This is a genomic window from Halopseudomonas yangmingensis (assembly GCF_900114825.1).
GTDB lineage: Bacteria > Pseudomonadota > Gammaproteobacteria > Pseudomonadales > Pseudomonadaceae > Halopseudomonas > Halopseudomonas yangmingensis.
Map to the genome: position 1 here is coordinate 412,657 of NZ_FOUI01000002.1, position 14,345 is coordinate 427,001.

Here is a 14,345-nt window from a genome sequence, read left to right on the forward strand (position 1 = left end):
TGCAAGGATCTGATCATGCTGCGTCCCCTCGTTGCGCTGCTCGCCCTGAGTGCCCTGTTGCTGGTTACCGGTTGCGGCCAGAAAGGCCCGTTGTACCTGCCTGAAAGCCCTGCCAATTCGGCCACCACCTCCAACCACGGCGCCCAGTAACCCCATGAGTTTCACCTACCAGAACGGCGAACTGCACGCCGAACAGCTGCCATTGTCGGCCATCGCCGAGCAGTTCGATACCCCCTGTTACGTCTATTCGCGCCACGCCATCGAACAGGCCTGGCGCGCCTGGGATCAGGCCCTTGACGGCATACCGCATCTGGTCTGCTACGCGGTCAAGGCCAACTCGAATCTTGGCGTGCTGAGCCTGCTGGCCCGACTGGGCGCGGGGTTCGACATCGTCTCCGGCGGTGAACTGGAGCGCGTACTGGCCGCCGGCGGTGATCCGGCCAAGGTGGTGTTCTCCGGCCTCGGCAAGACCCCGGAGGAAATGCGCCGGGCACTGCAGTTGGGCATTCACTGCTTCAACATCGAATCCGCCGCCGAACTGGAGCGCCTGCAGCAGGTCGCCGCCGAACTGGGCGTGCAGGCGCCGGTATCGTTACGGGTCAATCCCGACGTGGATGCCAAGACCCATCCGTACATTTCCACCGGCCTCAAGGAAAACAAGTTCGGCATCGACATCGCCGAAGCGCCAGCGCTGTATCGCCGCGCCGCCGAACTGGGCAACCTCGAGGTGATCGGTGTGGACTGCCACATTGGCTCGCAGCTGACCGAAATCACCCCCTTCCTTGATGCCCTGGAGCGCCTGCTCGGGCTGATTGACCAGCTGGCTGCCGAGGGCATCCGGATCCGTCACCTGGATCTGGGTGGCGGTCTCGGCGTGACCTACCGCGACGAGCAGCCGACCAGCCCGGCCGACTACCTGGGCGCAGTGCGCCAGCGCATCGCCGGACGCGAGCTGACCCTGGTGTTCGAACCGGGCCGTTCGATTGTCGCCAATGCCGGCGTGCTGCTGACCCGGGTCAACCTGCTGAAGCCCACCGCGCACAAGAACTTCGCGATCATCGATGCGGCGATGAACGACCTGATCCGCCCGGCGCTGTACAGCGCCTGGATGGGCATCGATGCGGTTCGCCCGCGTGACGATGCGCCGCTGCTGGACTGGGAAATCGTCGGACCGGTCTGCGAAACCGGCGACTTCCTCGGCAAGCAGCGGCCGCTGGCACTGGCCGCCGGCGACCTGCTGGCGGTGCGCTCAGCGGGTGCCTACGGCTTTGTCATGAGCTCCAACTACAACACCCGCCCGCGTGCCGCCGAGGTCATGGTGGATGGCAGCAGCGCCCACCTAGTGCGCCGGCGCGAGACCGTCAGCGAACTGTTTGCCGGCGAAAGCCTGCTGCCCGGGGCCTGACATGCTGCTCAAGTTCACCAAGATGCACGGGCTGGGTAACGACTTTATGGTCATCGACCTGGTCAGCCAGCATGCCCAGCTGTCGCCGAAACTGGTGCGTCAGTGGAGCGACCGGCACTTCGGTATCGGCTTTGACCAGCTGCTGGTGGTCGAGCCCCCGACCGATCCGGAGATGGATTTCCGCTACCGGATCTTCAATGCCGACGGCAGCGAAGTGGAACAGTGCGGCAACGGCGCGCGCTGCTTTGCCCGTTTCGTGATCGACAAGCGGCTGACCCAGAAACAGGAAATCCGCGTGCAGACCGCTGGCGGGCCGATAGTGCTGAAGGTGCGCCGCGACGGACAGATCAGCGTGGACATGGGCGCGCCGCGCTTCCAGCCGGCGGACATCCCGTTTCAGGCCGAGGCCGAGGCAATCAGCTACCCGCTGGAGGTTGCCGGTCGTCAGCTGGAGGTAATGGCGGTATCGATGGGCAACCCACACTGCGTGACGCTGGTCGATGACCTCGACAACGGCCTGGTCGAGCAACTGGGGCCGCTGCTGGAACAGCACCCGCGTTTCCCGAAACGGGTAAACGCCGGCTTTATGCAGATCATCGATGCGCACACGGTAGCGCTTCGCGTGCACGAACGTGGCGCCGGTGAAACCCTGGCCTGCGGTACTGGTGCCTGCGCCGCGGCGGTGGCCGGCATCCGCCTGGGCCGCCTGCAGTCACCGGTGCATGTGCGACTGCCTGGTGGCACCCTGCAGATCGAATGGGCCGGCGGCAACGCGCCGGTATTCATGACCGGACCCGCCACCCGGGTATTTGAAGGACAGATCCGCGTATGAGCGAGCACAAGCCAACCCCGGCCACCGGCGAGCTGCCGACTTTCGAGCAGGTCGCCGAGTTCCTGCGCCAGCACCCGGCGTTCTTCGTCGAGCATGACGAGCTGCTGACCGACCTGATCATCCCCCACGAGGCCGGTCACGCCGTATCGCTGGTGGAGCGCCAGGTCAAGCTGCTGCGCGAGCGCAACATCGACATGCGCCACCGCCTTGGTCAACTGATGGACGTGGCGCGCGAGAACGACCGGCTGTTTGAAAAGAGCCGCCGGCTGATCCTTGCGCTGCTTGAGACGCAGAGCCAGGAGCAGGTAATTGCCAGCGTCGAGGACAGCCTGCGCAACGACTTTCAGGTGCCCTACGTCAGCCTGATCCTGTTCAGCGAAACCCAACGCTTCAGCAATGCCCGCTGCGTCACGCACAGCGAGGCACGCGCCGCCCTCGGCCATCTACTCAGCAGTGGCAAGACACTCAGCGGCATACTGCGCCCGGACGAGCTGAGCTTCCTGTTTGGACGGCATGCCGACAGCATCGCCTCAGCGGCACTGGCACCTATCCAGCACCAGGGCCTGCATGGCGTGCTGGCGCTTGGCAGTCGCGACCCGCAGCACTACCGCAGCGCCAGCGGCACCCTGTTCCTCGGCCATATTGCCGATGTACTGGCCCGCGTACTGCAACGCCAGCGACCGCTGGCCGACGAACCGCCCACCGAATGAACAGCGACGCGCTGCGCCAGCCGCTGGAGGACTTTCTCCTGATGCTGCGCAACGCGCGGCAGCTGTCGCCGCACACCCTCAGCGCCTACCGCCACGACCTGCAGGGCTTGCTGGCGCATGCCGAACAGCTGCAACGCAGTGACTGGTCGCAACTGGACCAGGCCGATCTGCGCCAGCTGATCAGTGCCCGGCACCGCCAGGGGATCGGTGGCCGCAGCCTGCAACGCCAGCTGAGTGCCATCCGCAGTTTCTATGCCTGGTTGCTGGAACGGCGCCTGTGCCGGCACAACCCGGCGATCGACCTGCGCCCGCCACGCAGTCCGCGGGCGCTGCCGAACACGCTGGATGCCGACCTGACCGCCCGTTTGCTGGACAGCCGCGACCCTGACTGTGATGACTGGCTACAGCTGCGCGATCAGGCGATGCTCGAGCTGTTCTACTCCAGTGGTCTGCGTCTGAGCGAACTGGCCAGCCTGTGCATCGGCGATATCGACCTGCGCAGTGCCGAGCTGCGGGTGCTCGGCAAGGGCCGCAAGGTGCGCCTGCTGCCGATTGGCCGCAAGGCGCGCGAGGCGCTGCAGCAGTGGCTGCAACAGCATCCGGCGCCCAGCGAGCCGGCCCGGCCGGTATTTCTCAGCAAGCGCGGCGGTGCGCTTGGCGTCCGCGCCATCCAGCTGCGCCTGCAACGCCACGGCAACCAGCGCATCGGCCAGCACCTGCACCCGCACATGCTGCGTCACTCGTTCGCCAGTCACCTGCTGGAATCCTCCGGCGACCTGCGCGCGGTGCAGGAACTGCTGGGTCACAGCGACATCGCCACCACCCAGATCTACACCCGCCTGGACTTCCAGCACCTGTCCAGCGTTTACGACCAGGCGCACCCCCGCGCCAAACGCCGCCGCGAGTCCGATGATGATTGAACTGCTGACCTTTGACCTGGACAACACCCTGTGGGAAACCGACTCGGTGGTGGCCGCCGCCGAACGTACCCTGCTCGACTGGTTGCAGCAGCATGCGCCGCTGTTCGGCCGGCTGGATGCTGAGGCGCGCCGGGCGGTGCGCCGCGAGGTAATCGAGCAGCACCCGGAACTTCGCTACCGGGTCACCCCGCTACGCATCGCCATTCTGCAACACGGCCTGCTGCGTGCCGGCTACCCCGAGCAGGATGCCCGTGAACTGGCACTGGCGGGCTTTCAGGTGTTTCTCGACGCCCGTCACCAGCTCGAGCTATTCCCCCACGCCGAACAGCTACTGCGTCAGCTGTCACGCCACTACCTGCTGGCCAGCATCTCCAACGGCAACGCCGATGTGCGCCGGCTGGGGCTGGATCACTACTTCAAGGCGATTGTCTCGGCCGATGAGGTGGGCGTCGGCAAGCCGCACCCGCAACCTTTCCTCACCGCCCTGCAGGCGCTCGGCGTAGAACCGGAACACGCGCTGCACATCGGCGACCACCCGGAGGATGACATGCACGGCGCGCGTCAGGTCGGCATGCATACCCTGTGGTTCAACGGCCAGGGCAAACCCTGGCCCGAGCAGCCGCGCCCGGACGGCGAGGTTCGCTGCCTGAGCGAAGTGGAGGACTGGCTGGAGCAATACCAGAACCGCCGCTAGCAGCAAGCCAGCGGCTGTCTGTCTCTAAATCGGTCGACTGCCGTACTTGCTGTCCGGCTTCTTTGGCGGATCAGACACCACGTCGTCATTGATTTCCTGCACCCGGCCACCGCGGGCAAGGAACTCTTCCATCTGTTTGGCCAGCATCTCACGCTCGCGGGCCTTGGCTTCCAGCGACAGGCCAGCCAGTTCGTCTTCCGTGCTGGCAGCCTTCTTGCGCGGCTTGACCGGCGCATCGCCATCGTCGGCCTCGGCCTCCGGCAGATCCTCGTCGGCGTCAGGCCCTATGTCCTCGGCAGACTCAACATCATCTTCTTCAAAATCGTCGTCACTCATTCCTCAACCCTCCCACAGGGAAAAACAGGCTATTTATAGCCTAACCGGCGAATTTGAACAGATACCACAGGCAGATTTCCACAGAAAAAACCCGCCGGCATCGCTGCCGGCGGGTTTCGGGTCGAGTACTTCAGCAGTTACTTACTTCTTGCTGCTGGTGAACTCCGGATAGGCTTCCATACCGCACTCGGAGATATCCACACCCTGGTACTCCTCTTCCTCGGTGACGCGCAGGCCGAAGACTGCCTTGATCACCGCCCACACCAGCAAACTGGCGAGGAATACCCAGAGGAAGATAGTCACGATACCGAGCAACTGGGCACCCAGAGTGGCGTCTTCATTGGTCAGGCAGACCGCCAGCAGACCCCAGATACCAACCACACCGTGAACCGAGATAGCACCCACCGGATCGTCGATACGGACGCGATCCAGCGCCAGGATCGAGAACACCACCAGACAGCCGCCCACAGCACCGATCAGGGTGGCCTGGAAAGCACCGGGAGTCAGCGGCTCGGCAGTGATCGCCACCAGACCGGCCAGTGCACCGTTCAGCGCCATGGTCAGGTCAGCCTTGCCGAACAGCAGGCGGGCTACCAGCAGGGCGGCCAGCAAACCACCGGCAGCGGCGGCGTTGGTGTTGGTCAGCACCTGGGCTACCGCGTTGGCATCAGCAATATTGGAGACCACCAACTGCGAGCCACCGTTGAAGCCGAACCAGCCCAGCCACAGGATAAAGGTACCCAGGGTAGCCAGCGGCAGGTTGGCACCGGGGATCGCGTTGATCTGGCCGTTGGGACCGTACTTGCCCTTGCGTGCACCGAGCAGCAGGACACCCGCCAGTGCAGCCGCAGCACCGGTCATGTGCACTACACCGGAGCCGGCGAAGTCGAGGAAGCCGGCCTCATCGAGGAAACCGCCGCCCCACTTCCAGAAGCCCTGAATCGGATAGATAAAGCCGGTCATGATCACCGCAAAACCGAGGAAGGCGAACAGCTTCATACGCTCGGCAACGGCACCGGAGACAATCGACATGGCAGTGGCAACAAACACTACCTGGAAGAAGAAGTCAGCACGAGTCGAGTAGTAAGGTGCGTCCTCACCACCGGCCAGCACTTCCTCAACAGTATTTTCGGCACCAATCAGGAAGCCCAGACTCGGAAGAATGCCGCCCTCCGGGCTGGAATACATGATGTGGTAACCAATCAACAGATACATGGTGCAGGCAATCGAATACAGCGCCACGTTCTTGGTCAGGATTTCAGTGGTGTTCTTGGCGCGGACCAGACCGGACTCGAGCATGGCGAAACCGGCCGCCATCCACATTACCAGAGCACCGCAGACCAGAAAGTAGAAGGTATCAAGCGCGTACTTGATATGAATGATGTCTTCCATTGGAAAGCCCCCCAGACAGGCTTGAACAGAATCAGTTGTGCAGCAGTTTTATACGGATCAGATGGCGTCGGTGCCGGTCTCTCCGGTACGAATACGGATCGCCTGTTCGAGATTGACCACGAAGATCTTGCCGTCACCGATCTTGCCGGTGTTGGCCGCCTTGGAAATCGCCTCGATCACGCGGTCGAGCATTTCGTCGCCAATGGCTACCTCGATCTTCACCTTGGGCAGAAAGTCGACAACGTATTCGGCGCCGCGATACAGCTCGGTATGGCCCTTCTGACGGCCAAATCCCTTGACCTCGGTTACGGTGATGCCCTGCACCCCGATTTCGGACAATGCTTCACGCACATCGTCCAGCTTGAATGGCTTGATCACAGCCGTGACTAGTTTCATATCGACTCTCCCGTATCTCTCGTTTCCAGCGACTTGTCCTGGGGGGACAGCACAAGTCTATGCCGAGTTGAAGGCTTTGAAAAACCGGCAATTGCATCGCCGTGCTCCACGGCAACCCCGACAACCACCGATTCCGGCCAGGCCGGGCAGGTCGAAGCCGAAAAACCGGCAACGCCTGCCGCAGAACCCATGGAGCACCCGAATCGGGCAACTCCATCAGCACCGCTGAATGAACAATGGCAAAAACCCTGCCAGTTTTATTTTTCTCAATACATTCAAATGGTTAGTGGAAAATCAGCAAAACGTGCCTGATACCAAGGCAGTTTGCGCGCACCAGTACGGTGCATTCACAGGGCGCAGACCGGCATATCGGCACCCTTGTGAAGCACGGCCACCACACCACCACTCTGTGCCCCCTGAGCCGGCAATGCTAAACTCTGCACATCGCGGCCAGACGCGCCGCCAGCTCGCAGGAATAACCAGGATGCTGCACAAAGTGGTGATAGGCGCCGTCAGCGCCAAGGCAGCCCAGCTGCTGATGAATGAAGGCGGCCTGCCCGCTCCGGATGTCGAGAAACACCTGAAGGCACTGGTGCAAAGTGCCCTGAGTAAACTGGATGTGGTCAGCCGCGACGAATTCGAAATCCAGCGTGAAGTGCTGATGCGCACCCGCCAGCGTCTCGAAGCACTCGAGCAGCAGGTTGCCGCACTGGAAAACCGCCAGTCCAAGGACTGAGCAAGCCCCCGCCGGCGTCAGGGAAGTCCGCCGGCCTCGATGCAGGGAAGCGACATGAGTCTGTCGATCGTATACAGCCGTGCCCGTCTGGGCATTCAGGCGCCCCCGGTTACCGTTGAAGTCCATCTGGCCAATGGCATGCCCGGTCTGACCCTGGTTGGCCTGCCGGAAACTGCCGTGCGCGAAAGTAAGGACCGGGTACGCAGCGCCCTGCAGACCAGCGGCCTGGAGTTCCCAGGCCTGCGCCGTATCACCATCAATCTGGCCCCCGCCGATCTGCCCAAGGAAGGCGGACGCTTCGACCTGGCGATAGCCCTGGGCCTGCTGTGTGCCAGCGGGCAACTACCTGCCGATGTGCTCGCCGACTGCGAGTGTCTGGGTGAACTGGCGCTGTCCGGCGAACTGCGTCCGGTACAGGGTGTGCTGCCGGCGGCACTGGCCTGCCGCGAGAATGGCCGGCGCCTGCTGCTGCCGGCGGCGAATGCCGCCGAAGCAGCTCTGGTTGAGGGCATACAGACAGTCGCCGCCGGCAGCCTGGCCGAACTCTGCGCCCACCTGCGCGGCGAGCAGGCACTGCAAACCCAGGTCAGCGACCACAGCGCGGCAGCACCGAGCTATCCGGACCTGTCCGATGTACAGGGTCAGCAGCAGGCCAAGCGTGCCCTGCTGGTAGCCGCCAGTGGCGGGCACAACCTGCTGCTGTTCGGCCCGCCGGGTACCGGCAAGACCCTGCTGGCCAGCCGCCTGCCCGGCATCCTGCCGCCACTGCAGGAGCAGGAAGCCCTGGAGCTGGCAGCCATCCAGTCGGTGTGCGGCCAGCACAGCCTGCAGCACTGGCCGCTGCGGCCATTCCGTGCGCCGCACCACAGCGCCTCGGCGGCTGCGCTGGTCGGCGGTGGCAGCCAGCCGCGCCCCGGCGAGATCAGCCAGGCGCACAACGGCGTGCTATTTCTTGATGAGCTGCCGGAATTTGATCGCAAGGTGCTGGAAATGCTGCGCGAACCGCTGGAATCCGGACAGATCCACATTGCTCGGGCGCGTGAGCAGATCAGTTTCCCGGCCCGCTTCCAGTTGATCGCTGCGATGAACCCCTGCCCCTGCGGCTACCACGGCGACAGCAGCCAGCGCTGCCGCTGTACCCCGGAGCAGGTGGAACGCTATCGCCAACGCCTGTCCGGCCCGCTGCTGGACCGTATCGACCTGCACCTGGGCATGCACAATGAGCCACTGAGCCTGCAGGACCAACAACCGGGCACCCCGGACAGCGCCACCGCCTCGGCGCTGGTAGCCCGCGCACGACAACGCCAGCTGCAGCGCCAGGGCTGTCTTAACGCACAGTTGTCACTGGACGGGTTGCGCCGCTGGTGCCTGCCGCAGACTGCTGACAGCGCCTGGCTGGAACAGTGTATGCAGCGGCTGGGACTGTCGCGCCGCGCCAGTCACCGGGTGCTCAAGGTGGCACGCACGCTGGCCGATATGGCCGGGGTGGAACAGGCAGGCCGCGGCGAGCTGGCTGAAGCCCTGCAATACCGCCAGCTGGACCGGCGGCCAGCCGGCTGATCAGGCCGGCACGTGCTCGCGAGCGGTATTGTAGGCGTCGATAAAGTGACACAGCTCGTCGTAACCGAGCGCCGGACTGATGTAGTAGCCCTGCACCTGGTCACAATCCATCTTCTGCAGCAACTCCATCTGGGTCCGCAGCTCGACCCCCTCGGCCACCACCTCCAGGCCCAGGTGGTGGCCCATGTCGATCATCGCCGAGACCAGTTGACGGTCCGCCTGATTCTGTTCGATCGACTGGATAAAACTGCGATCCAGCTTCAGCAGGTCAATCGGCAGGCTTTGCAGGTGCACAAAGGATGAGAACCCGGTACCGAAATCATCCAGCGAGAAGCGAACCCCCAGACTGTTCATGCCCTGCATGGTCTGCTGCACCTGCTCCGGGTTCTGCATGATCGCGGTTTCGGTCAGCTCGAACTCCAGCCAGCGCGCATCAATACCGGTGCGCTCGATCAGTCGGGTCACCGTCGCCAGCAACTGGCTGTCCTGGAACTGGCGGAACGACAGGTTCACGGCAAACTGGATCTGCGGCAGGGCCTGCCGGCGCATGCGCGCCATATCGTGACAGGCCCGGGCAATCACCCAGTAGCCCATCGGCACGATCAGACCGCTCTGCTCGGCCAGCGGAATAAACTCGCCGGGACCCAGCAACCCGCGATCGGGATGACGCCAGCGCACCAGCGACTCGACACCGACAATTTCGCCACTGCGCATATCTACCCGCGGCTGATAGTGCAATTCCAGCTCGCTGCGACGGATGGCCCGACGCAAGTCGGCTTCAAGCTGCAACAAACGGGTTGCCTGCAGATTGATGTGTTCGTTGTAGAAGTGGAACTGGCAACCGCGCTGACGCTTGGCCTCGCGCATGGCCAGCGTGGCATTCAGCAGCAACCCGTCGACACTGCTGCCAGCCTCGGGATAGGTCGCCACCCCCATGCTACAGCCCAGCAACAGACTCTCGCCATCCACATGGTAGGGTTCAGCCAGCCCGCGAATCAGCTTGTTGGCGATCTGCAACAGGTTGGCAGCGTCCCGGTAATCCTCGACCAGCAGGGCAAACTCGTCACTGCCCATGCGCGCGATTGTGTCGGTGGTACGCAGCATACTGCGCAGGCGGCGCACCACGTCACAGATGATGCGATCGCCGGCGCGATGACCCAGGCTGTCATTGACATGCTTGAAGTCGTCCAGATCCAGCCACATCACTGCCAGCGGCTGATTGTTGCGCAGGCCGCGCTCCATTCCCTGCTCAAGCCGGTAACGGAACAGCGTGCGATTGCAGCAGCCGGTCAGTGCATCGATATTTGCTGCGTGTTGCAGGGCACGGGTCAATGCATGACGCTCGATGGCATAGCGCAAACAGCGCTGCAACTCATGCCCCCCGGCCTGATCCCAGATAAAATCATCAGCCACGCTGCTGTGTTGACCCAGCGTCGGCCAGGGCTCGAGACTGATGCGCGGCAAATCATCCAGAGGCCACTGCTCCAGCCACTCGGGACGCATCATTACCGCTGCGTATGGCTCCACCTCGAGCAACTCCAGCGCCTCGGCCAGACTGGCCGCAGGCTCCAGCGAAAATGGGTTGGGTGACAGCAACTCAAGCCGACGCATCAGTTGTGATGCGGTTCCCCGGTTGCTGTCCAGCAGCAGAATGCGGTGCAGCTTGTGCTCAGCCGTCAAACGCGGCCCCTTGTCTGGTCCGTATGGATGGAGAATACCGGCAATGCAGCTCAACCTCAGCTGAGCAATGCATCACAAGTCCTTGTATCAAGGGCTGTGTTATATCCAAAAAACAGCCTGCAACCAAGACTAGCCTTTAGCCACCGCCGCGCAAGTTATCCTGCACAACTGCTAGAATCGCCCGGCATTCCAGCGGAGAGTTCAAGTGTCCAGGCTCAACCCCCGCCAACAGGAGGCCGTGCAGTACATCAGCGGCCCCCTGCTGGTACTGGCCGGTGCCGGTAGCGGCAAAACCAGCGTAATTACTCGCAAGATCGCCTACCTGGTACGCGACTGCGGCATACAGGCGCGCCATATAGTCGCAGTCACCTTCACCAACAAGGCCGCCCGTGAAATGAAGGAGCGGGTCGGCCTGCTGCTGCGCGGCAGCGAAGCCCGTGGCCTGACCGTCTCCACCTTCCACAACCTCGGCCTGAACATCATCCGCAAGGAACACCAGCGCCTGGGTTACAAGCCAGGCTTTTCCATCTTCGACCAGCAGGACGCCAAGGCGCTGATCAGCGACCTGCTGCAGGGCGAAGGCGACGCCGAGCTGGCAGACAGCATCCAGCACTGCATCTCCAACTGGAAAAACGATCTGATCCTGCCCGAGCAGGCCCAGCTGAATGCCCGCACCCCGGACCAGCAACTGGCCGCCACACTCTACGAGCACTACCAGCGCACGCTAAAGGCCTACAACGCGGTCGACTTCGATGACCTGATCCTGATTCCGGTGATGCTGTTCCGCAATCACCCGGACGTGTTGGAGAAGTGGCAGTTCCGCATCCGCTATATGCTGGTGGATGAGTACCAGGACACCAACACCAGCCAGTACCTGCTGGTGCAGATGCTGGTCGGCCAGCAGGCGCGCTTTACCGTGGTCGGTGACGACGATCAGTCGATCTACGCCTGGCGCGGAGCCCGCCCGGAAAACCTGGTTCAGCTGAAACAGGACTACCCGTCACTCAAGGTGGTGATGCTGGAGCAGAACTACCGCTCCACCAGCCGCATCCTGCGCGCCGCCAACACGCTGATCGCCAACAACCCGCACGTGTTCGAAAAACAGCTGTGGAGCGAACTGGGCTATGGCGACCCGATCCGGGTCATCCGCTGCCGCAACGAAGAGGCCGAGGCCGAACGCGTCGCCACCGACATCCAGCTGCAGCACCTGCGACACAAGCGCGCCTGGAAGGACTTCGCCATCCTCTACCGTGGCAACCACCAGTCACGACTGATTGAAATGAAACTGCAGCACCATCAGGTGCCCTACCACATCTCCGGCGGCACCAGCTTCTTCAGCCGCCAGGAGGTCAAGGACATCATGGCCTACCTGCGCCTGCTGGTGAATCCGGACGACGACAACGCCCTGCTGCGTGTGATCAACGTCCCGCGCCGGGAAATCGGCCCGGCCACCCTGGAAAAACTCAGCGGCTTTGCCGACCAGCGCCAGCTCAGTCTGTTCCGCGCCTGCCTGGAAAACGACATAGAACAACAGCTGGACGCGCGCACCAGCGAACGCCTGCAGCGCTTCGGCCAGTGGCTGGAAGGTATCCGCCAGCGCTGCTATGGCGACGAGCCGATGCTCGCCCTGCGCGACCTGGTGATCGACCTGGACTACGAGAACTGGCTGCGACAGAACTGCTCCAGCGACGAAATCGCCGCCAAGCGCATGGGCAACGTCTGGTTCCTGATCGACGCCCTGAAAACCAGTCTGGAAAAGGCCGAGGAAGAAGACGGCAACATCGAAGACGCGATCAGCCGGCTGGTACTGCGCGACATGCTCGACCGCCAGGAAGAGGAAGAGGACGTCGACCGCGTCCAGCTGATGACCCTGCACGCCTCCAAGGGCCTGGAGTACCCGCACGTTTTCATCATGGGCATGGAAGAGGAAATCCTCCCGCACCGCTCCAGCATCGAAGCCGACAGCGTCGAGGAAGAGCGCCGACTGACCTACGTCGGTATCACCCGCGCCCGCCAGACCCTGACCTTCAGCCTGGCCGCACGGCGCCGCCAGTTCGGCGAAGTGATCGACTGCCTGCCCAGCCGTTTCCTCGATGAACTGCCGCAGGAAGACCTGGAATGGGAAGGCCGCGACGATGCCCCGCCGGAACAGAAACAGGCGCGTGGCCGCGAAGCACTGGCCGACATCCGCAGCCTGCTGAAACGCCACGACGACTGAGCAGAAACGACAAGGCCGCCCGAAGGCGGCCCTGACTACAGCACAAGCGGCTTACAGGCCGGACATGTACTTGATCACGTCAGCCATTTCATCATCGGTACAGTTGGCACAGGTACCCATGGGCGGCATACCACCCACGCCGCGCTTGCCGGAAGCAACCAGACCGTCCATGCCACCCTGGGCATCCAGGCGGGTCTGCCAGGCAGCGGTATCACCGGTTACCGGCGCACCGGCCAGACCAATGCTGTGGCACACAGTGCAGAACTGCTTGTAGATAGCATCGGCCGGACGGCCAGCCGCAGCAACTGCCTCACCACCCGACTCCACCGCAGCTGCCGCCGGCGCTGCAGCTGCAGCAGCCACCTCGGCGCACGGATCGCCAGCCACGCACACGCTGCCGTAGGGCTTGAGGCGCTCGGCAATGGCCGCCGCCTCATCGGCTGCCAGCGCACTACCAGAGCTCAGAGCAAAAACGGCCGCAGTGGCCAGCAGAAGTTTCTTCACAATCATCACCTTTGGTCTGGATTCTCATCAGGATAATGCCGGCATGCCGGACAATGCCGCCGAGTATACCGGCAAAGCCGCCGCGGCAAAACACCGACCGGCACCCTCAGGGCATGGACGAAGCCCGGGCAAGTGCGTATCATGTGCCGCTGTCCGCCACCCGCCCCTTTTCAGGGCAGACAAAACCGGCGCACAACCCCCACGCACCCGTAGCTCAGCTGGATAGAGTACTGCCCTCCGAAGGCAGAACTCATTGAATTGAGCCAAGGTGCAAAAAGATGTCAAAATACGAACGTTTTACCGCCACGCACCCGTAGCTCAGCTGGATAGAGTACCGCCCTCCGAAGGCGGGGGTCACAGGTTCGAATCCTGTCGGGTGCGCCATTTTTCCTTTAATTTCAGCACGTTACCCAACCCAAGCAACTTTTCTCAGGCTTACTGCGTCGTCTTCCTGTACCTTCGCTTGCTTCTGTCCATGATTCTCGCCGCTTGCTGAATGACATCTGCCCTCAGCCGCTGAAAACAGGCCAATTTGGCCGTGTGCCCACTCTGTGCCCAGATTGTGCCCAGGCATTTTTTTGCACAGCGGAGGCCTGTCGATTTTTGAGTACTGCCCTATGGAAACGCTGATCAAATCAGATTTGCGCATCACCCGCGCCGATCAACTGAGTTTTTGATGCAACCAGCCTGTTCTTGGCGACAATGCCCCAAAAATCGCCTTCAATTCCGGCCATTTTGGCCTGTTTTCACCCCATTACAGGGGTTCAAGACGCAATAACCCCATCAGTCGTTGCATAACACCGCTTTGCCAATACCAGATTGGCCAGCGCAAACAGACTGAACAGCTGGGCCTGATTCTTCTCCATGCCCCGGTAGCGTACCTTGCGGTGGCCAAACAGATTCTTGATCACATGGAACGGGTGTTCCACCTTGGCGCGGATGCTCGCCTTGCAGTGCTCAAT

At 62.7% G+C, this 14,345-nt stretch carries 15 protein-coding genes and 1 tRNA gene; 10 read left to right on the forward strand and 6 right to left on the reverse strand.

The features are described 5' to 3' along the window. Nucleotides 1-15: 15 nt before the first annotated feature. Genes lptM through BMZ23_RS04090 form a run of 6 tightly spaced genes read left to right on the forward strand, consistent with a single transcriptional unit; the run spans nt 16 to nt 4,561 of the window. On the forward strand, nt 16-150 hold the full coding sequence (lptM, locus tag BMZ23_RS04065) for an LPS translocon maturation chaperone LptM (RefSeq protein WP_093473058.1): 135 nt from the start codon (nt 16-18) through the stop codon (nt 148-150). A gap of 4 nt (nt 151-154) precedes the next feature. Next, on the forward strand, nt 155-1,405 hold the full coding sequence (lysA, locus tag BMZ23_RS04070) for a diaminopimelate decarboxylase (RefSeq protein ID WP_093473060.1): 1,251 nt from the start codon (nt 155-157) through the stop codon (nt 1,403-1,405). A 1-nt stretch (nt 1,406) separates the two neighbouring features. Continuing rightward, nucleotides 1,407-2,237 carry a diaminopimelate epimerase gene (gene dapF, locus BMZ23_RS04075; RefSeq protein WP_093473063.1) on the forward strand — a complete coding sequence of 277 codons (831 nt, stop codon included), beginning with the start codon at nt 1,407-1,409 and terminating at the stop codon, nt 2,235-2,237. Beyond that, a complete protein-coding gene (locus BMZ23_RS04080) occupies nt 2,234-2,947 on the forward strand; it encodes a DUF484 family protein (protein ID WP_093473066.1) in 714 nt (237 codons plus the stop codon). Before dapF ends, BMZ23_RS04080 begins: the two co-directional genes overlap by 4 nt. Nucleotides 2,948-2,958: 11 nt before the next feature. Next, entirely contained in the window at nt 2,959-3,867 is a 909-nt protein-coding gene (xerC, locus tag BMZ23_RS04085; protein ID WP_093473154.1) for a tyrosine recombinase XerC, read from the forward strand. Next, nucleotides 3,860-4,561, forward strand: coding sequence for an HAD family hydrolase (locus BMZ23_RS04090; protein ID WP_245748107.1), 702 nt, complete (start codon nt 3,860-3,862; stop codon nt 4,559-4,561). Before xerC ends, BMZ23_RS04090 begins: the two co-directional genes overlap by 8 nt. 24 nt (nt 4,562-4,585) lie before the next feature. Here the strand turns inward: BMZ23_RS04090 and BMZ23_RS04095 are convergent, their stop codons facing one another. From BMZ23_RS04095 to glnK, 3 genes are all read right to left on the reverse strand, one after another. Further along, nucleotides 4,586-4,897 (reverse strand): hypothetical protein, encoded by a 312-nt coding sequence (locus BMZ23_RS04095; RefSeq protein ID WP_093473072.1) that lies wholly within the window; start codon nt 4,895-4,897, stop codon nt 4,586-4,588. Between the two features lie 141 nt (nt 4,898-5,038). Next, nucleotides 5,039-6,289, reverse strand: a complete 1,251-nt coding sequence (locus BMZ23_RS04100) for an ammonium transporter (protein ID WP_093473075.1) — start codon at nt 6,287-6,289, stop codon at nt 5,039-5,041. A 57-nt stretch (nt 6,290-6,346) separates the two neighbouring features. Next, nucleotides 6,347-6,685 carry a P-II family nitrogen regulator gene (gene glnK / locus BMZ23_RS04105; protein WP_093473078.1) on the reverse strand — a complete coding sequence of 113 codons (339 nt, stop codon included), beginning with the start codon at nt 6,683-6,685 and terminating at the stop codon, nt 6,347-6,349. Between the two features lie 484 nt (nt 6,686-7,169). Here glnK and BMZ23_RS04110 point away from each other — a divergent pair, with 484 nt between their 5' ends. Next, nucleotides 7,170-7,421, forward strand: a complete 252-nt coding sequence (locus BMZ23_RS04110; RefSeq protein ID WP_093473081.1) for an accessory factor UbiK family protein — start codon at nt 7,170-7,172, stop codon at nt 7,419-7,421. Nucleotides 7,422-7,475: 54 nt separating this feature from the next. Then, nucleotides 7,476-8,981: a YifB family Mg chelatase-like AAA ATPase gene (locus BMZ23_RS04115; RefSeq protein ID WP_093473084.1), complete on the forward strand. Its 1,506-nt coding sequence runs from the start codon at nt 7,476-7,478 to the stop codon at nt 8,979-8,981. Here BMZ23_RS04115 and BMZ23_RS04120 read toward each other — a convergent pair whose 3' ends face one another. Beyond that, nucleotides 8,982-10,661, reverse strand: coding sequence for a putative bifunctional diguanylate cyclase/phosphodiesterase (locus BMZ23_RS04120; protein WP_245748108.1), 1,680 nt, complete (start codon nt 10,659-10,661; stop codon nt 8,982-8,984). Nucleotides 10,662-10,866: 205 nt separating this feature from the next. Between BMZ23_RS04120 and rep the strand changes: the two genes are divergently transcribed. Further along, a complete protein-coding gene (rep, locus tag BMZ23_RS04125; RefSeq protein ID WP_093473087.1) occupies nt 10,867-12,879 on the forward strand; it encodes a DNA helicase Rep in 2,013 nt (670 codons plus the stop codon). A gap of 51 nt (nt 12,880-12,930) precedes the next feature. Here rep and BMZ23_RS04130 read toward each other — a convergent pair whose 3' ends face one another. Continuing rightward, nucleotides 12,931-13,389, reverse strand: a complete 459-nt coding sequence (locus BMZ23_RS04130) for a c-type cytochrome (RefSeq protein WP_425431654.1) — start codon at nt 13,387-13,389, stop codon at nt 12,931-12,933. A 301-nt stretch (nt 13,390-13,690) separates the two neighbouring features. Between BMZ23_RS04130 and BMZ23_RS04140 the strand changes: the two genes are divergently transcribed. Further along, nucleotides 13,691-13,767: transfer RNA gene (locus tag BMZ23_RS04140), tRNA-Arg, on the forward strand. A gap of 380 nt (nt 13,768-14,147) precedes the next feature. Here the strand turns inward: BMZ23_RS04140 and BMZ23_RS04145 are convergent. Next, the coding region (locus BMZ23_RS04145) for a transposase (protein ID WP_143069551.1) at nt 14,148-14,345 on the reverse strand (198 nt) is incomplete at its 5' end.